Annotated in this window: 16 protein-coding genes and 1 other annotated feature; of the genes, 11 read left to right on the top strand and 5 right to left on the bottom strand. The window is 31.1% G+C overall.

The genetic code is table 11. From position 1 onward, the window contains the following. Positions 1–28: 28 nt before the first annotated feature. Positions 29–808, top strand: a complete 780-nt coding sequence (locus tag B6K90_RS07265; protein ID WP_088012079.1) for a DUF2268 domain-containing protein — start codon at positions 29–31, stop codon at positions 806–808. 148 nt (positions 809–956) lie between these two features. Beyond that, on the top strand, positions 957–1,709 hold the full coding sequence (locus B6K90_RS07260; protein WP_088012078.1) for a YjbA family protein: 753 nt from the start codon (positions 957–959) through the stop codon (positions 1,707–1,709). A 132-nt stretch (positions 1,710–1,841) separates the two neighbouring features. On the opposite strand, the gene trpS is transcribed toward B6K90_RS07260, so the two are convergent. Both trpS and B6K90_RS07250 read right to left on the bottom strand, forming a co-directional pair. Next, complete coding sequence (gene trpS, locus B6K90_RS07255; RefSeq protein WP_088012077.1) at positions 1,842–2,840, bottom strand: tryptophan--tRNA ligase; 999 nt, start codon at positions 2,838–2,840, stop codon at positions 1,842–1,844. A 62-nt stretch (positions 2,841–2,902) separates the two neighbouring features. Next, positions 2,903–3,131 (bottom strand) — a binding site (T-box leader). Between the two features lie 58 nt (positions 3,132–3,189). Then, the gene (locus B6K90_RS07250; RefSeq protein WP_088012076.1) at positions 3,190–3,564 is read right to left on the bottom strand and encodes a DUF3899 domain-containing protein; all 375 of its coding nucleotides are present in this window, start codon (positions 3,562–3,564) and stop codon (positions 3,190–3,192) included. Positions 3,565–4,375: 811 nt separating this feature from the next. Here B6K90_RS07250 and opp3b point away from each other — a divergent pair. From opp3b to B6K90_RS07230, 4 genes are read left to right on the top strand one after another with little or no spacing between them, the layout of a single operon-like run. Further along, a complete protein-coding gene (opp3b, locus tag B6K90_RS07245) occupies positions 4,376–5,302 on the top strand; it encodes an oligopeptide ABC transporter permease (RefSeq protein ID WP_139840697.1) in 927 nt (308 codons plus the stop codon). Between the two features lie 3 nt (positions 5,303–5,305). Continuing rightward, the gene (gene opp3C / locus B6K90_RS07240; protein WP_088012075.1) at positions 5,306–6,328 is read left to right on the top strand and encodes an oligopeptide ABC transporter permease; all 1,023 of its coding nucleotides are present in this window, start codon (positions 5,306–5,308) and stop codon (positions 6,326–6,328) included. 20 nt (positions 6,329–6,348) lie between these two features. Beyond that, positions 6,349–7,398, top strand: a complete 1,050-nt coding sequence (locus tag B6K90_RS07235; RefSeq protein ID WP_088012074.1) for an ABC transporter ATP-binding protein — start codon at positions 6,349–6,351, stop codon at positions 7,396–7,398. Continuing rightward, positions 7,388–8,326: an ABC transporter ATP-binding protein gene (locus tag B6K90_RS07230; protein ID WP_088012073.1), complete on the top strand. Its 939-nt coding sequence runs from the start codon at positions 7,388–7,390 to the stop codon at positions 8,324–8,326. Before B6K90_RS07235 ends, B6K90_RS07230 begins: the two co-directional genes overlap by 11 nt. A gap of 865 nt (positions 8,327–9,191) precedes the next feature. Here B6K90_RS07230 and B6K90_RS07225 read toward each other — a convergent pair. After that, on the bottom strand, positions 9,192–9,395 hold the full coding sequence (locus tag B6K90_RS07225; RefSeq protein WP_069032985.1) for a hypothetical protein: 204 nt from the start codon (positions 9,393–9,395) through the stop codon (positions 9,192–9,194). 528 nt (positions 9,396–9,923) lie between these two features. On the opposite strand from B6K90_RS07225, the gene spxA reads away from it, so the two are divergent. After that, complete coding sequence (spxA, locus tag B6K90_RS07220; RefSeq protein ID WP_056473638.1) at positions 9,924–10,322, top strand: transcriptional regulator SpxA; 399 nt, start codon at positions 9,924–9,926, stop codon at positions 10,320–10,322. Between the two features lie 135 nt (positions 10,323–10,457). Here spxA and B6K90_RS07215 read toward each other — a convergent pair whose 3' ends face one another. Beyond that, entirely contained in the window at positions 10,458–11,129 is a 672-nt protein-coding gene (locus B6K90_RS07215) for a TerC family protein (RefSeq protein ID WP_088012322.1), read from the bottom strand. Positions 11,130–11,447: 318 nt separating this feature from the next. On the opposite strand from B6K90_RS07215, the gene mecA reads away from it, so the two are divergent. From mecA to pepF, 4 genes are all read left to right on the top strand, one after another. Next, positions 11,448–12,119 (top strand): adaptor protein MecA, encoded by a 672-nt coding sequence (gene mecA / locus B6K90_RS07210; protein ID WP_088012072.1) that lies wholly within the window; start codon positions 11,448–11,450, stop codon positions 12,117–12,119. 50 nt (positions 12,120–12,169) lie between these two features. Next, the gene (gene cls / locus B6K90_RS07205; protein WP_088012071.1) at positions 12,170–13,717 is read left to right on the top strand and encodes a cardiolipin synthase; all 1,548 of its coding nucleotides are present in this window, start codon (positions 12,170–12,172) and stop codon (positions 13,715–13,717) included. Between the two features lie 129 nt (positions 13,718–13,846). Continuing rightward, complete coding sequence (locus tag B6K90_RS07200) at positions 13,847–15,097, top strand: competence protein CoiA (protein ID WP_088012070.1); 1,251 nt, start codon at positions 13,847–13,849, stop codon at positions 15,095–15,097. Between the two features lie 51 nt (positions 15,098–15,148). Further along, positions 15,149–16,969, top strand: coding sequence for an oligoendopeptidase F (gene pepF, locus B6K90_RS07195; protein WP_088012069.1), 1,821 nt, complete (start codon positions 15,149–15,151; stop codon positions 16,967–16,969). Positions 16,970–17,247: 278 nt separating this feature from the next. Here the strand turns inward: pepF and B6K90_RS07190 are convergent, their stop codons facing one another. After that, a complete protein-coding gene (locus B6K90_RS07190; protein ID WP_088012068.1) occupies positions 17,248–18,120 on the bottom strand; it encodes a DsbA family protein in 873 nt (290 codons plus the stop codon). Positions 18,121–18,536: the final 416 nt, after the last annotated feature.

Here is an 18,536-nt window from a genome sequence, read left to right as displayed (position 1 = left end):
TATAAATTGAGGTGATTAACTTGGGATAATGCCAACTTATAAATGGGTTGATTTTATTGAAGATAATCAAGTGGTAATAAAAAAACTTTTACCATATTTTCCGAAATATAATGAAGTGAGTTTATATAAATATCTTCTTTCCCACGGTTTATCAAGGCTGTCAATTGATAGTAAAGATGATCTGAAGCAACTAGTTAAAAAAAATATATGGAAAAGTCTTTCTGATGAGTTTGAGAAGCTAAAAAAAGAATTTAATGGACCTGACCTTCCTATATTTATTTTACCTTGTCATAGAACGAGAAGTATGTTTAAAAACACGACTTACCAAAGGGGTGGAATCGCACATAAAAATTGTATTTGTTTATTTTTGTCCCCTTTAGAAGGAATTTTACAACATAAAGCAGTATTATTACATGAGTATCATCATATTGTAAGATTGACTAAGTTATATAAAAACAAAAAAGTCACATTACTAGATGCAATGATTTTAGAAGGGTTAGCCGAAACTGCAGTTTTAGAAAAGTATGGAGAAGCAGTTCAGGCGCCATGGACAAATCAGTATTCTTCCAAGCAATGTGAATTATTTTATAAAAAATATTTAACTGATAAACTTGAAATAACAAGTAATGATGATAATTTTTCAAAATACTTGTATGGTGGGAACGGAATTCCAAAATTATTAGGTTACAGTGTTGGATATGACATTGTTAAAAGTTGTACAGAGCAGACAGAATGGTCAACTGATGTCCTTTTACGAACGCCAAGTAAAAAGATTAAGGAGAATGCAATAAATTATATTTCAATTTAAGCTTTAATTTATGAGATTTTAATGATTTATTGATGATTTTTCTTTCAGTTTATTAAACACTTTTTGTAATTCAGTGGAAAATGGAATAAATTAGTGAATCACTGACCATACTGAAAGTTACATACAGTTGTGAAGTGAGGGGTAGTAAATGTTGTATTTACATGATGTATGGGTCAATTGGTTTGAAGGTGAAGAAAATGGTTACAATGTCTGTCATTTTTTTGAATGGAGAAAAGATGATAGTGTTGAATTATTAGACCAAGTTCCAGTCATTAAAGTTACTCCAGAGTTATATCAGTATATTGAAAATGAACTATTAGAGCTTCCTTCCGGTCTATTAACTGAAGTTTTCCAAAAGTCTTATGTAAGAAAGAATCATGAGCGTATTCAACTAGATTATTGCTTTGTAGTAACTGACGGTAATGGTATTATTGCGGTTGACACAATTGGGTATAATATTCCAATTCGAAAAAGTCGTCTAATACCAAGACAAGAACAAATGGTGTATGATATGACAGCCGAGATTGAAGAAAGTCACTATAATCTTCAAAATTTAGTAAATGATGAAACAAAAGAACATCATATACTGTCACCGTCGCCAATTATTATGAGCGGACTAACAAGAAAAGAAAGACAACTAAAGCAGTTATTATTTATGGCGTTAGATCAGCTCCATTCATCAAAAAATCCTTCGGAGATCAGGTATTGGTACACTGAGTGGAATCCAAGATCGTATCAACAAATTCAGGATTTGTCATTTGAGGATATTTGGTCCCAATTATATGACGAAATAAAGAGTGGTTGGTCAGAGCGACATGAGCAATTATGTGGAAGAATCGTTAAAGGTCAACCTTTCTTTGAAAAACTTTGGGAAATGGAACACGAACAAAAAGTAAATTAAAAGAGGCCTATTTTAAAGGGTCTCAAAACGAAGAAGACCCACAAGGAGAAAAAGTTCCTTGTGGGTTTTTTTGTGCTAAAGTTCTTTAACTTATAAGACACCATTTAATTAGTTTAATTTTTAAAACCAGTATTATTTTTTTCTCTTGCGACCTAATCCCATAGCATTTTCCATTTTTTTAATCATTTTATTTGCAACGGCATTTGCTTTTGCAGCTCCGGCATCTAAAATATCATCTAATTCAGTCGATGTAATTATTTCTTTATATCGTTCCTGTAATGGACGTAAGCCGTTTACTACTACATCTGCAACATCTTGTTTGAATTCTCCATAATTTTTACCAGCATATTTATTTTCTAATTCTTGAATTGTTTCACCAGTAAATGCTGAGTAAATGCTTAATAAATTTGAGATACCAGGCTTATTTTCTTTATCATACTTAACAATGCCTTCAGAATCAGTTACAGCACTTTTAATTTTCTTTTCGATTACTTTAGGTTCATCTAAAACAAAAATTGTAGCTTTTTGATTTTCATCAGATTTACTCATTTTTTTAGTTGGATCAGCTAAACTCATAATTCTAGCTGCGTCTTTACTAATTCTCACTTCAGGAATCGTAAAGATATCATTATATTTCTTATTAAAACGCTCTGCTAAGTCACGAGTAAGCTCTAAATGTTGCTTTTGGTCATCACCAACTGGAACTAAATGAGTACCGTATAAAAGTATATCTGCAGCCATTAAAGGTGGATACGTTAATAAAGCAGCGGATACACCATCTTTACCAGAAGATTTGTCTTTAAACTGTGTCATACGCTCTAATTCACCTATATATGATACACATTGCATCATCCATCCTGCTTGTGCGTGTGCAGGAACTTCTGATTGGATAAAAATAGTTGATTTTTCTGGATCTAATCCAGCGGCAACATAGATTGCAGATAGACTTTGAATGTTTTTACGTAATGCCAATCTGTCTTGCGGTACTGTAATTGCATGTTGATCAACAATACAGAAATAACAGTTATAATCATTTTGTAATTCAATAAATTGTTTAACGGCACCTAAATAGTTACCTAAAGTAATACCTCCAGATGATGTTGGTTGAATTCCACTAAAAATAGTTTGCATCTTAAAGTCCTCCTAATTAAAGCTAAAAATAAAATAAAAAAAGCGGCATAATCTCTCTATTACATAGAGACGATTAAACCGCGGTACCACTCTAGTTATTCCAAATAAGGAATCACTCATGCATGAAATCATGCCCTCATCTATCGTTTGAGTTACGTCGAAGCCTACTTATACTAAATGTTCGGTTCGAAGCTCAGAAGTCCATTCGACAGGGAGCATGACTTGTTTTCACCATCCACAAGCTCTCTTCACATGCTAAATCTGTGTACTACTCTTCATCATAGCTTATATATACTTTCTATAGATAATATCTTAATTATATTCAACTTTCAAGATGTTGATACATCATTTAATAAATAATGATAAAACTAAATAAAAAAGATAGGATAACTAATGTGATTGAAGCCATAAGTAATGGTTTTGTAACTGAAAAATTATATCTTCTGTAGATCATATCCTTTTTAACAGTAAGTGATTCATCACCAGTCATTTCTGCCATCTGTTTGTCTTTCGTACCGAATACTTTACGCATTCCAAACCGAGTGATATTAAAAAATCCACTTTGCACGATTAATAAGAACGCACCAAAAACAAATAATGTTAGACCAATATAGAATATAGCGTTCGTGAAGTGAAGAAAAAAGTTCAAAGTTCCTTGGGTAATAGAAAAGATTGCTGCTAGTACGATTGCTGATAATAAGCTAATAATATAGTGTTTCGACATTTGATTAGTGATCCTCCTATTGGAAAGAATTATATATTGTAGACTTAATAATGCTATACTATAATAACAATGTAATCACTTTCAACTAATCTTTACAAAATTTATATTAAATTGTAAACATTTTTAAGAGAATTCTCTTTATTTAAACAAATTATTTAATTTTATTTGTCAAAATTGTTGTAAAACTCTTATAAAAATGTATAATAAAATTTGTAGAAAATAATCGATACTTATCGAAAATTCTACTATAAAAAGTCAGAATTGTATATTAACTTTCTGCATTTTACCTACATTGCATTAGCATCCTAGGGGGTATACATCATGGATTGTGAGATATGTTACGATAAATAAATTTGTTATACTAAAAATGCAATTTATAATTCGAAATATGCATTCATTTTTTTACTGAATTTATGAATAAATATCTAAATAAGCTATTTTTTATAAGGATCCCAATTCAATTTATAAAGGGAGAAATTGTTAGAAATAATCAGTTTAGAATAATAATTTAGAATTTTCCAGTAAAAAAATATTGACCAAAAGCGTCATTACGAATACGCTTACATTATTGGGAAAAAAAGCTTAAGCAAAAATTTACACCATTTTACATCCAATGAAAAAAATGGATTAAATGAATTAGCCCATATTTGAGAATAATATGGACAAGAAGTAAAATCGATCGAAAAAATTACAGTCTTATATTTCGTACTAAAGAGTATGTGGAAAGATCCAAATGCTCTCATTTTTACAAAAGAATTATCAAAAAATAAAAAAAATAAAATATTTTTTAAATTAATAAGGGGGTGCAGTTGTGGGACGTTACGTGCTACAGAGATTTATTTACATGTTTGTCACACTATTTTTAATTTGTACTGTTACATTTTTCTTAATGAAGTTGTTACCAGGTTCTCCATTAAAAAACCCAGAGAAATTAACACCAGATCAAAAACAAATTATCTTCGCTAAATTTGGGTTAGATAAACCAGTTCCTGTACAATATGCAAAATACATGGAGAATTTAGCTAAAGGAGATTTAGGAGTTTCATATAGATACGATAATCGTAAAGTAACTGATATGATTAAAACTCGTATTGGTCCATCAGCTCAATTAGGTGCACAAGCACTATTATTAGGAACATTTATCGGATTAATCTTCGGTATTGTAGCAGCATTAAAAAATAATACAATATATGACTATGGTTCTACTGTTCTAGCAGTTTTAGGTATATCGATACCGTCCTTCGTATTCGGGGCAATATTACAATATTACTTAGCAGTAAAATTACATTGGTTCCCAGTAGCATATTGGGAAAGCTTTAAATACACGATTCTACCGACAATTGCATTGTCAGTATTCGTTACAGCAACTGTAGCTCGATTCTCAAGAACAGAGTTAATCGAAGTTATGAACTCAGAATATATCGTAACAGCAAAAGCAAAAGGTATTTCTCAAGTAGGCGTAATTATTAAACATGCCCTGCGAAATGCATTAATCCCAGTAATTACAATTTTAGGCCCAATGGCGGTAAACTTAATGACTGGTACATTAGTTATTGAAAATATGTTTGCTGTACCTGGACTAGGTTCTCAATTCGTTAACTCAATCCAAACAAATGACTATTCATTAATTATGGGTACAACTATTTTCTATAGTGCATTATTATTAATCGTAATTTTCGTAGTAGATATTTTATACGGTGTAATTGATCCACGTATCCGTTTAGCAGGAGGTAAATAAATAATGAACAACAACACAGCTCAAAAAATTTCATCTGATTTATTCCAACCTGCAAACGTAGATTTGAATAATGCAGACAAAATTTCAAGACCTTCGGATTCTTTCTGGAAAGATGCAAGAAGACGTTTTATGAAAAACAAAGGTGCAATGTTAGGATTTTTTATCCTTGGCATCTTATTAATCTTCACATTATTTGGTCCAATGATGAGTGGACACTCTTATAAAGATCAAGATTTAAAAAGATCAAAATTACCACCTAAAATTGGTGTGTTAGAAAATGTAAAATTCTTACCATTTGATGGAATTGATCAATATGGGAATGACGTTTATAAAAATAAAAATATTAAAGAAAACTATTGGTTTGGTACTGACGATTTAGGTCGTGATATTTTCACAAGAACTTGGGCTGGTGCTCGAGTATCAATTTTAATCGGTTTATTAGCAGCTGTAATTGATATGGTAATCGGTGTAACATTCGGTGGTATTTCAGGATTCTTCGGTGGCCGTGTAGATACTATAATGCAACGTATTGCTGAAGTTTTAATGGGTGTTCCATATCTAATCGTAGTAATCCTATTCATCTTAATATTTAAAAACCCAGGTATTCTTTCAATCGCTTTAGCGATGGTAATTACTGGTTGGGTAGGTATGTCCCGAATCGTTCGTGGTCAAATGTTAAAATTAAAAAATCAAGAGTTCGTTTTAGCTTCAAGAACATTAGGTGCTACAAATACTCAATTAATTGCAAAACACTTAATTCCAAATATTATGGGTCCAATCATTGTAATGATGATGTTCACAATTCCAAGTGCAATCTTTGCTGAAGCGTTCTTAAGCTTCATCGGTTTAGGTATTGCACCACCAAAAGCATCATTAGGTTCTTTAGTAAGTGATGGTTTCAAATCATTACAAACTTTCCCTCATATGATGATTATTCCAGCGGTTGTAATCAGCTTATTAATCTTAAGTTTCAACTTAATTGCTGACGGATTACGCGACGCTTTAGATCCAAAAATGAGTAAGTAATTTTGAAAGGAGAATGAACAATGAGTAAATTATTAGAAGTAAAAGATCTGTGTGTCTCCTTTTATACTCATGCTGGTGAAGTTCAAGCAGTACGCGGAGTTTCATTTGATCTTAAAAAAGGTGAGACATTAGCAATTGTAGGTGAATCTGGTTCAGGTAAATCAGTAACATCTAAAGCATTAATGGGGTTAATTCCAAACCCTCCTGGTAAAATTAAAAGCGGTGAAATCTTATTTGATGGAAAAGATTTAGCTAAATTAAGCGATAAAGAAATGCAAAATATTCGTGGAAAAGAAATTTCAATGATTTTCCAAGATCCTATGACTTCTTTAAATCCAGTATTAACGATTGGATATCAAATAACAGAAGGTCTAATAAAGCACCAAAAAATGAGCAAAACTGAAGCAAAGAAAATTGCTTTAGAATTAATCAATCTAGTAGGTATTCCAAATGCTGAAGCGCGTTTTAAACAATATCCACACCAATTCTCAGGCGGTATGAGACAACGTGTTGTTATTGCAATGGCATTAGCATGTAATCCAAAATTATTAATCGCTGACGAGCCAACTACAGCTCTTGATGTTACAATTCAAGCTCAAATCCTTGAGTTAATGAAAGAAATTCAAAGAAAAACTGATTCAGCAATTATCTTTATTACACATGATTTAGGTGTAGTTGCGAATGTTGCAGATAAAGTTGCAGTTATGTATGCAGGTAGAGTAGTTGAAATGGGAACTGTAGACGATATTTTCTACAATCCAAAACATCCTTACACTTGGGGACTTTTAGCTTCAATGCCAGACTTAGATAATGAACAAGGAGCAGAATTAGTAGCAATTCCTGGTACACCACCGGATCTATTAAATCCTCCAAAAGGTGATGCGTTTGCACCACGTAATCCAAATGCTTTAAAAATTGACTATGAAATGGAACCTCCAATGTTTAAAGTGTCTGAAACACACTACGCTGCAACATGGCTATTACATGAGGATGCTCCAAAAGTTGAACCACCTGAAGCCGTTAAGAAGCGTATTCAACGTATGAAGGAAGGTGAAGTAAATGTCAAATAAAGCTGCAGAAAAATTAGTTGAAGTTAAAAATTTAAAACAATACTTTAATACAGGTAAAACAACTGTTAAAGCAATCGATGATGTCACATTTGACATTTTCCGTGGAGAAACTTTCGGTTTAGTAGGTGAGTCAGGTTCTGGTAAATCTACAACTGGACGTGCCATCATTCGATTATACGATGCGACTGATGGACAAGTAATTTTCGATGGTGTAGATGTACATGGTAAGAAAAGTCGTAAAGAGTTAAAGCAGTTTAACCGTCGTATGCAAATGATTTTCCAAGATCCATACGCTTCATTAAACCCGCGTATGAAAGTTGCAGATATCATTGCAGAAGGTATTGATATTCATGGCTTAGCTCGTAACAGAGAAGAGCGAATGAAAATGGTTTATGACTTACTTGAAACAGTAGGTTTAAATAAAGAACACGCTAACCGTTTCCCACATGAATTCTCAGGTGGACAACGTCAACGTATCGGTATTGCAAGAGCACTTGCTGTACAACCAGACTTTATTATCGCCGATGAGCCAATCTCAGCTCTTGACGTGTCAATTCAAGCTCAGGTTGTAAACTTAATGAGAAAGCTTCAAAAGGAAAAAGGTTTAACATATTTATTTATCGCCCATGATTTATCAATGGTTAAGTACATTAGTGATCGTATCGGTGTAATGTACCACGGTAAAATTGTTGAGCTTGCAGATAGTAATGAATTATATGATTACCCAATGCATCCTTACACAAAATCATTATTATCAGCAATTCCGCTTCCAGATCCTGTTTATGAGCGCAATCGTAAACGTATCGTTTATGATCCAAAACAACACGATTATTCAAATGAACAACCACAATTACGCGAAGTTCGTCCTGGACATTTCGTACTTTGCTCTGAAGCAGAATTCAAAAATTATCAACAAATGTATAAATAAGAAATTAATCCTAGTGAGCTTATCACTAGGATTTTTTTTTTGAGTCAAGGAGTTGAAGAATTTGCTAGCTCATAAGAAATGGGTAATAAAAAGGCAAGAAGCTGAAAATAGGTCACCCATAAGGTATTCATGAGGAAGTAAAAAGCAAAAAGAAGAGAACTGGTTACTCATAAGGTGTTTATGAGTAAGTAAAAAAGCTAAAAGACGTGAGCTGGTTACTCATGAGGTGTCCATGAGTAAGTATAAAAACCAAAAGATGAAATTTAGTAACTCATAAAGGGTTCATGAGTAAGTATAAAAACTAAAAGATGAAATTTAGTTACTCATGAGGTGTTCATGAGTAGGTATAAAAACTAAAAGATGAAATTTAGTAACTCATAAAGGGTTCATGAGCAAGTAAAAAAGTAAAAAGAAGAAAACTGGTTACTCATGAGGTGTTCATGAGTAAGTATAAAACCAAAAAGAAGAGAGCTGGTTACTCATGAGGTGTTCATGAGTAAGTATAAAAACTAAAAGACGAAATTTAGTTACTCATAAAGGGTTCATGAGAATGTAAAAAAGCAAAAAGAAGAATTAGGTTACTCATAAAGGATTCATGCAAGTTAAGGGAAAATTAAGGTGGAGGATTTATGATTAGAAATGTAGATAAGGCTAGGTGTAAGAACGGTAGGACAAGCTTAGAAGAAATTGAATCTAGAATGTACAATGATAACCAAATTTTAATTCAAAGCCCCTGAATCTAATATTCCAAAGTAATGTACTGGCGGACGAACTAGTGTCCGTAATCACTTCTACATTCGTTATACACTAAACCTTATCAAGGCAAAAAAAGAAAGGGCCTTTGCCCTTTTTGTTTTTACTGCTATTAATAAGTTTTTTTACGGAACTTGCCTTGTCCACCAACCTGTTTGAAGTTTGCTGACATTCGGTCAGACATATCAACAAATTGACTTTTTTTACTTCTACCAAATATTTTTTCGCCGATCGCGTTTGTAAACACACCATTAAGTGCAGTAATTCCGATTACTAACACTGCAACAATCAATAGATCAGTTATGTAAGCTGCCATTAGATTAGCCTCCTATTAATGTAAGCGTTACTATTATTGTATTAAAAATTTGCTGAAATAGAAAGAATAATTAAGCTTTTTCCTAATAAATATTTTTGTGCTTTTTATATAGCAATCAGGCTTTTGGTATTGTAACTTTTTTGGACTAAAGTTGTATGGAACGAAACGGGTACATGACTACATTAGGAAATGTTACGGGAAGGTTAGAGACTGAAAGAGTGGATAAAAAAAGGAAGCAGGTCCCACCTAAGGATTGCGTGGTTTTGGGGTGGAAATCAGCTTTCACATCCGTAAAATCCACGAAAGAAATTAGCCTATATTTTAGTTTCTAAATTTCTGAAAATTGTACACCTTTTGTATAGGTTTTTTTAAATTTTTTTACAAATTTGTATATATTTATTTTCCAGAATACTGTATAATGTGAACATATAGTGGTAGATTAAACTAATTATAATTAACAAATTCTTATAAATTAATACACATAACTATATTACTTTTTTTAAAAAGAGTAGTTAGGGGGAGAGCAAAATGGTAATTTTGTATAATTCACCAAGTTGTACGTCTTGTCGTAAAGCAAAAATGTGGCTAGAAGATAATAATATTCCTTATAAAGAAAGAAATATTTTTTCAGAACCATTATCAATTAATGAGATTAAACAAATTTTACGTATGACCGAAAGTGGTACTGATGAAATTATATCAACAAGATCGAAAATTTTCCAAGAATTAAACGTAGACTTAGAAAGTCTTCCATTACAAGACTTATATGAAATCATCCAGAAATATCCTGGTTTACTAAGAAGACCGATTATTATTGATGAGAAACGTTTACAAGTTGGTTATAATGAAGATGAAATTAGAAGATTTTTACCGCGTTCAGTTCGCACATATCAATTACGTGAAGCGCAACGTTTAGTTAATGAGTAAATCTTTGCTGTGAATTGTGAAAAAAATTACAATTCATGATTAAGATTCTCAATCATATTGAACAAATACTTATTCATATTATATAAAAAGCTGTAAAAAGTTAATTGCATACTTTTTACAGCTTTTTTTAAACAATTAGGATGTTCGCTTTCGGTAACGAATATTATTGAAATAATAACCTATAACAATGGTGAAGATTATACAAGATGAACCGAGTATTAGTTCAATATCGTTCCGCCCATTTATATATTGACTGATAAATGGTTCGTCTATTAACATTTTGCTAGCTGTTATAGAAAGAACAGAAGCCCCTACAAAACTCAGTATTGGATATCTTTCCAAGAACCATAAAACGATTTTACTTCCCCAAATTATAATTGGAATTGAAATGGAAAGACCTAAAATGACTAATGATGGCTTTCCGTTTGATGCCCCAGCTATTGCTAATACATTATCAATCCCCATAACTAAATCAGCAAATACAATTGTACGAATTGCATGGAAAACTGTGTAGTTCTCCTTTATAGAAGGGTTGTCATCCTCCTGAATAATTAATTTGCAAGCTATGTACAAAAGTAATATTCCGCCAATTAAATGTAAGAATGGGACTTTTAGGACAAAAATTGCACATATTGTTAATATAATTCGTAAAACAATTGCGGTAATACTACCGAAAATTATCGCTATGTTACGTTGCTTATATGGTAATTTTCTACATGCTAATGCAATGACAATAGCATTATCTCCACCTAAAACAATGTCTATAATAACAATCATTAAAAAGGACCATATATAATGAAGATCTATCATGAATTCACCTCTCTTATTAAAAGCTTTAAATGATTGTCCTAATATTAATAGGTATATGATGATTTTTAAAAAATAGGTGAATTTTATTTCCAAAATTTTAAATAGTATCATAAAATATAATTGTAGTTACTATTCGCATTTAATAAATTTTCATGGTAAGATAGATAAAAATTTACTTATAAAGCTAAATTTTTAAGAGTATTTTTCTAATTTACTATTTCAGAATTTTATATTTAACATAAATTTCTTTTACTTTATTTATTCTATTTCGTCTAACGCAATTACTTGTTGTTCATTAAAGGAGGGGGAAAACAAATGGAAATAGAAAGAATTAATGAAAATACGTTTAAGTTCTCCATATCCTACTTAGACATCGAGGAGAGAGGTTTCTCTAAAGATGAAGTATGGTTAGATCGAGAAAGAAGTGAAGAGCTTTTCTGGGAATTAATTGATGAAGCGCATTTGACTGAGGAATTCATTGCTGGTGGCCCCCTATGGATTCAGGTACAGGCACTAGACAAAGGTTTAGAAGTTGTTGTAACAAAAGCTGTGATTTCTAAAGACGGCAAAAAAGTAGAAGTGAATTTAGGTGAAGGAGAAAAGAATTTAGAAATTCCATTTATCTCTGTAGATGATGACGATGATTCAGATGAAGATGATGAAGAAGATATTTTTGAATCGATGGATGAAGAGGAAGCTGAACTTATTCTTTCCTTTAAAAATCTTGAAGACATTATTTCTTTATCTCATTCTGTTAATCAAGAATCATTTGAAAGTACACTTTATTCCTTCCAAGATTATTACTATCTTTATGTTAAATTTGAAGAAGAATTGCTTGACGAAATTCAAGTCGATTACTTATCATCAATGTTACTTGAATATGGTCATCGTTCAAAAGTAACTATACATGTTTTAGAGGAATACGGAAAATTGATTTATGAAAAAACAGCTTTACCTCATTTTAAATCAATTTTTCCATTATTGTAATAGCCGATGCCTTAGGGATCGGTTTCTTTTCTTTATAAAGGAGAATATTAATGCAATTTCGATTAAAGATTTTAATATTTTTATCAATTGTAGTATGCATTTTATATTTTGCTTCTCCAACTATTAAATTCATTTGGTTAATGAATTTTGCTTTTTTTGAGAAATCTACTATTTTTAGATTAATAAGTATTATGTTCTCGATAACGGCTATAGGTGTATCGATTATTATTTTTCTTGAAAATAGAAATCCTGCTAGAACTTTAACATGGATCATTCTTTTAGCCATTTTCCCGTTATTTGGTTTTGTTTTTTATTTAATTTTTGGACAAAATTACAAAAAGAAAATGGTCTATCGAAAAAAGGCAATTAATGATCAAAATGCAAATGGTTTAATTAGTGAATCAGAAGATGTAGAAGTGAAAGAATTTATAGCACAAAATCAAAGATTAGAGTATCTAATAAATATCGCAGCTAAACAGAGTAATACACCAGTCACGATGAATACTTTTACAAAAGTTCTTACAAATGGAAGTGAAACCTTCCCAAAAATAATTGAGGAACTAAAAAAAGCAAAGCACCATATTCATATCGAATTCTATATAGTAAGAAATGACGAGATTGGTAATCAACTAAAAGATATTTTAATTGAAAAAGCGCAGAATGGTGTAAAGGTTCGCTTTCTCTATGACGCTGTAGGTAGCTGGAAATTATCAAGAAATTTTGTAAAAGACTTACGAAAAGCTGGTGTAGAAATACTACCATTTTCTCCAGTAAAAATTCCAGTTTTAAACGATACGATAAATTACCGAAACCATCGAAAAATTATCGTCATAGATTCGAATGTAGGATTTGTTGGCGGATTAAATATTGGAGATGAGTATTTAGGTAAGGATCATTATTTTGGAAAGTGGCGAGACACACATCTATACCTTAATGGAGAAGGTGTACGAACACTACAATTTATATTCTTGCAAGACTGGTATTATATGACGAATGAGTTAATTGATGACAAAGAGTACTTTGACATTAATGTTAGTAACTATTCTTCCAAAGGAGCAATTCAACTTGTTTCTGGTGGACCAGACCGTAAGCATGAAGTGATAAAAGAATTATTTTTTGCGATGATTACAAGTGCAAGAAAAAGTATTTACATTGCTTCACCATATTTTGTTCCTGATGAAGATATTTTAACTGCTCTTAAAGTTGCAGCAAATGGTGGGGTAAAAGTAAAAATTCTAATGCCTGATCGTCCTGATAAGAAGATCGTATTTTATGCCTCACGTTCATATTTTCCAGAGTTATTAGAAGCTGGAGTTGAGATCTATGAATATAGACAAGGATTCCTACACAGTAAAATATTGATTGTAGATGATGAAATCGCATCTGTTGGTACGGCAAATATGGATATGAGAAGTTTTCGTTTAAACTTCGAAGTTACCGCATTTTTATATTTAGAAGAAAGTATTAATCACTTAGTTAATGATTTTAATAATGATATCCGTGATTCTGAAGCAATTATTTTTACTGATTTTAAAAAGAGACCTATATACAAAAGGATATTTGAATCATTATCAAGATTGATGGCACCACTATTGTAAGGAACTACTTTTCTGATAGAACATTTTATAATATTTCATTTAGTCATAAATTAGCCTACCAAATGGAAAATTCTATATTTGGTAGGTTTTTTATTTGAAAAATCGTTTTTAAATTTTTGGGAGGAAAAAATGAAAAGGATAGTGAAGTATTGTGGAAAGGAGGTAGTGGTAAAGATGATTGTTGCATTAAATTCAGAAAGGCATACTATTAATTTATTTGAAGTTAAAACGACAGAAGAATTATTAAGATTAAAGCAAAATGGTCCATACTTTTGTCCGATTTGTAAAAAGCAAGTGAGACTTAAAATTGGAACAAAGAAGGTAACACATTTTGCACATATAGATTTGACGGAATGTGAAAATGGAAAGAAGGAGAGTATTGAGCATCGTAAAGGGAAGTTTGCTTTATATCAATTTTTTAAAAAATTTAATTTGAAAGTCGAGGTTGAAAAATTTATACCTGAATTAAATCAAAGACCTGATTTATTTATAAAATTAAATACGATTCAAATGTGTGTTGAATATCAATGTTCTGTTATTCCTTTAGAAATAATGAAAAAGAGGACTAATTCTTTTAAACACAGTGGAATGAAAGTTTTGTGGATCTTAAATGACAAACTTTTAAATCAAAAAAGATGGTCTTCTTTCTATATTAATTCATTATCTATTTATTCATTTGTTAAAATTAACGTTTTTTCACTTCTCTTCTATAATCCTACATTACAATCATTTACAGTACTTTCCTCATTGATAGCGTTTTCTCCAGTCCAATATGTTGGCCAAAAGAATGTATTTCCAATAAATAATTTCAGTCTAAAGGAATTTTCATTACAAAATAAAATTGATAAAAATGTATTTGTATCTAAATGGAACCGTTTAAAAAAAGATTTTAGACTATATCAACATTTGCATACTAAAGGTAATTTAAAAGTTTTTAAGCACTATTTATACAATGCAAATATTAATTATTTTCCAGCAGTAATTGGGGTTCCATTAGAAAGTAACTGCATAATTAAAGAACATTGTATCTTTTGGCAAGGGGATATTTATTTTAATTTTTTTCATGAAGCGGAAATTGGGCAACTTATCTTTATAGATAAAATAAATCAGTCTGTAAAAATAGAAGTACAGAATGGTAAATGGAGGGTTAATCAATTTCAAAATAATGAAATAGTGAATTTGGAGAAATGTGTAGAAAAGTATATTGACTTTTTAGTGAAAATTAGAATCTTAAAACGTATTAAAAATGGTAAAATAATGAAGATAGCTAATGCTATTATTCCATCATCATTCCAACAAGCATTGGATGAAGACCGTCTGAGCGCTAATACAGCATTTGATTTGTTATTTAATGCAAGAACTGATTCAAATGATTATTAATATCAGACTGGAATGTTATTAATACTAATAATAATTTTAGGGGGATCAGACATGCTAGAACAAAAAGCTGTTAAAAAGTTACCAACTAGAAGTGAAGTTCAAGAAGAATTAACTTGGAAGTTGGAAGATATTTATGAAACAGATGCAAAATGGGAAGCAGAGTATAAAAAAGTACTTGAATTAATCCCGTCGTTTTCAGAGTTTAAAGGTAAATTAGGTGAGTCGTCTCAAACACTTTTAAATGCATTAAAAAAACAGGATGAAATTTCATTTTTATTAGGTAAATTGTATACATACTCTCATATGCGTTACGATCAAGATACAACAAATTCAACATATCAAGCATTAGATGATCGTGCGAAAAATCTATACACTAAGGCTGGGAGTGCAATGTCATACTTCGTGCCAGAATTATTAACAATATCAGAAGATACATTGAAAAAATTTATTGAAGAAAATGATGAACTGAAATTGTACGAGCACTCTTTAGAAGAAATTTTAAAGCAAAAACCACATGTTCTTTCAGCAGCTGAAGAGGAAATTATGGCACAAGCTTCTGAAGTATTATCTTCTTCTAGTAACACGTTCGGAATGTTAAATAATGCAGATTTAAAATTTCCGACGATTGAAGATGAGAATGGTGAAGAAGTAGAAATCACACATGGTCGTTATATTCATTTTTTAGAAAGTGCTGATCGACGTGTTCGAAAAGATGCTTTTGAAGCGGTTTATAATACGTATGATGCGTATAAAAACACTTTTGCAAGTACTTTAAGTGGTGCTGTAAAAAAAGATAATTTTAAAGCGAAAGTTAGAAAATATAATAATGCGCGTCATGCAGCATTAAGTAATAACGAAATTCCTGAAGTTGTTTATGATCAATTAGTTTCTACTGTAAATGAGCATTTAAATTTATTACATCGTTATATCGCTATTCGTAAAAAAGCGTTAAAGCTTGATGAAATTCATATGTATGACTTATTTACTCCATTAGTAGAAGAAGTAAAAATGGAAATTAAGTATGAAGAAGCGAAAGAAATTTTATTAAAGGCATTAAAACCATTAGGTGATGAATACGTTGAAATTCTAAAAGAGGCATATGAAAGCCGTTGGGTAGATGTTGTCGAAAACAAAGGAAAACGAAGCGGAGCATACTCTTCTGGTGCGTATGGTACTAACCCATATATCCTAATGAACTGGCAGGACAATGTAAATAATTTATTTACATTAGCACATGAATTTGGTCATTCAGTTCATAGTTATCACACTCGTAAAAATCAACCTTATGTTTACGGAGATTACTCAATTTTCGTAGCTGAAGTTGCTTCTACATGTAATGAAGCGATTTTAAATGATTATTTACTAAAAAATACTGAAGATCCTAAACAAAGACTTTATTTACTAAATCACTATTTAGAGACTTTTAGAGGAACTGTATTCCGTCAAACGATGTTTGCAGAGTTTGAACATAAGATTCACGAATTAGCTCAAAATGGTGAGGCGTTAACGCCAGATTTATTAACAAAAACATATTACGAGCTTAACCAAAAATATTTTGGTGATGAGATCGTAATCGATGAGCTAATTGGTTTAGAATGGAGTAGAATTCCGCATTTCTACTACAACTACTATGTATACCAATATGCAACAGGATTCAGTGCAGCAACAGCACTTTCAAAACAAATTCTAGAAGAAGGCGAACCAGCAGTTGAAAGATACTTGGGCTTCTTAAAGGCAGGAAGCTCGGATTATCCGATTGAAGTATTGAAAAAAGCTGGAGTAGATATGACATCTTCACAACCAATTGTAGAAGCACTAAAAGTATTTGAAGAAATGTTAAATGAAATGGAAGAACTTTTATTTAACGAATAAACTTACCTTAACAAACACATGTAGCATTATTCCTATATGTGTTTGTTTTTTATTTTTCTTAACTTTTTCTATACCTTTAGACCTACTATTTTGTGTCTAAAATGTGAAATATTTCTCAAATGGTTGCCAAACTTTAAAATTAATTGTATTATAAGGGTGTGAATTACTTCACAAACACAAATACCCCTTTGTTGAACGTGAAAATTTCTCCCATCCCCTTGATGTAAAATATTACATCAAAAAAGAGACCTAGCGAAAGCTAGGTCTTTTTTTGTTGCTTAAACAACATACTGATAATAAATTTGATCTTTTTGAACAATTTTCTTAACTTTTCTACGTAGGATTAATTTTTTTAATTCTAACTCCATGCTTTGAGTTGATTGCTCATAAATCATACATAGTTCTTTAATAGTAACAAATGGTTGAAATTTAATAAATTCAGCTAAATCAGGAAGTTCACGTTTTTCTAGCTTTGTATTAGTCATTAGTTCTAATATCTTTACATAGGTCTGATAGCTTTCAAAGCCCGATACTTTCAAACCTTCTTCTTCAATATTTTCATTAAAAAATACAACACTTGGAATTTCAGTTACATGCATTTCTTTTGTAACTTTAATATCACATTGTAAGGCTTTAATAGAGTGTGTACTGCTTAAATCTTCAATAAACTCTTTTACATCAATATTTATATCTTTAGCACATTCGATAAGAACATCTTGATCTGTAATGTCTAAATCCATCAAGAAATAATATTCTTGTAACTTTTTTAAGTAGTTAACGCCAGCTACTCTACCTTGAAGCTCAGCTGCTTTTAATGCAATTGCAGAGTAGTATGGGTAAAGTTCTTTATTATCAATCCATAAGTGATCGTCGCAAAGGATATCTGATCTGCTAGCTGTCTTCTCCCATACGAATGCAAGCTGAGAAGGTCGTTTTTCTAATAGTTTTTTAGTTGTGTAATATCGATTAACTGGAATATAAGTAGATGAAAAATATTGACCATATTCTAAGTGAAACTTTTTTAAAATTGTACTAAAATCCCAACAATTTCGACAAAGTGGATCTATGAATACATACAATTCAATCGATTTTTTTGTACAATTCTGCTCGGGAAGCGTGATTGATTCATTTTTATATTGTTTGTCATTCATATATTTCACCCTTAATGCAATTCATACGTCCGTACTATAACAGACGTGAAAATTAATTTGTAAGATATAACACGTTTGTTCTCTATTCGTATTGTAGCAACGGATTGTTAATATTTCAAATATGATGCACTATTTTTCATTAATCTATTATATTTTCTTAATTCTATTAAGTATTATAGTAAAAAATTACTGTCCCAAAAGTCTAAACGATCGCAAAAAATAGTTGTGAAACTGATTTAAAAACAGAGAATGAAGTCTGCCATACAAGTAAGGATGAGAGAACCGCAAATGAGGAGTTTATGTGTGGCAATTAAAAAAGGATAAGTTGCAAATAAAGTACGAATAGCAAATAAAATTCTGAAATCGCAAATGAAAAAGTCAGAACTGCAAATAAAATTAAGGAATCGCAAATAAAA

The organism is Gottfriedia acidiceleris, from assembly GCF_002128425.1.
GTDB lineage: Bacteria > Bacillota > Bacilli > Bacillales > Bacillaceae_G > Gottfriedia > Gottfriedia acidiceleris.
This window is presented reverse-complemented; position numbering and strand designations above follow the sequence as displayed.

Coding starts and splice junctions, on each gene's coding strand:
- spxA (WP_056473638.1), top strand. CDS start 9,924: ATGGTAATTTTGTATAATTCACCAAGTTGTACGTCTTGTCGTAAAGCA.
- pepF (WP_088012069.1), top strand. CDS start 15,149: ATGCTAGAACAAAAAGCTGTTAAAAAGTTACCAACTAGAAGTGAAGTT.
- B6K90_RS07200 (WP_088012070.1), top strand. CDS start 13,847: ATGAAAAGGATAGTGAAGTATTGTGGAAAGGAGGTAGTGGTAAAGATG.
- trpS (WP_088012077.1), bottom strand. CDS start 2,840: ATGCAAACTATTTTTAGTGGAATTCAACCAACATCATCTGGAGGTATT.
- B6K90_RS07260 (WP_088012078.1), top strand. CDS start 957: ATGTTGTATTTACATGATGTATGGGTCAATTGGTTTGAAGGTGAAGAA.
- B6K90_RS07265 (WP_088012079.1), top strand. CDS start 29: ATGCCAACTTATAAATGGGTTGATTTTATTGAAGATAATCAAGTGGTA.
- B6K90_RS07230 (WP_088012073.1), top strand. CDS start 7,388: ATGTCAAATAAAGCTGCAGAAAAATTAGTTGAAGTTAAAAATTTAAAA.
- B6K90_RS07250 (WP_088012076.1), bottom strand. CDS start 3,564: ATGTCGAAACACTATATTATTAGCTTATTATCAGCAATCGTACTAGCA.
- mecA (WP_088012072.1), top strand. CDS start 11,448: ATGGAAATAGAAAGAATTAATGAAAATACGTTTAAGTTCTCCATATCC.
- cls (WP_088012071.1), top strand. CDS start 12,170: ATGCAATTTCGATTAAAGATTTTAATATTTTTATCAATTGTAGTATGC.
- B6K90_RS07190 (WP_088012068.1), bottom strand. CDS start 18,120: ATGAATGACAAACAATATAAAAATGAATCAATCACGCTTCCCGAGCAG.
- B6K90_RS07225 (WP_069032985.1), bottom strand. CDS start 9,395: ATGGCAGCTTACATAACTGATCTATTGATTGTTGCAGTGTTAGTAATC.
- opp3C (WP_088012075.1), top strand. CDS start 5,306: ATGAACAACAACACAGCTCAAAAAATTTCATCTGATTTATTCCAACCT.
- B6K90_RS07235 (WP_088012074.1), top strand. CDS start 6,349: ATGAGTAAATTATTAGAAGTAAAAGATCTGTGTGTCTCCTTTTATACT.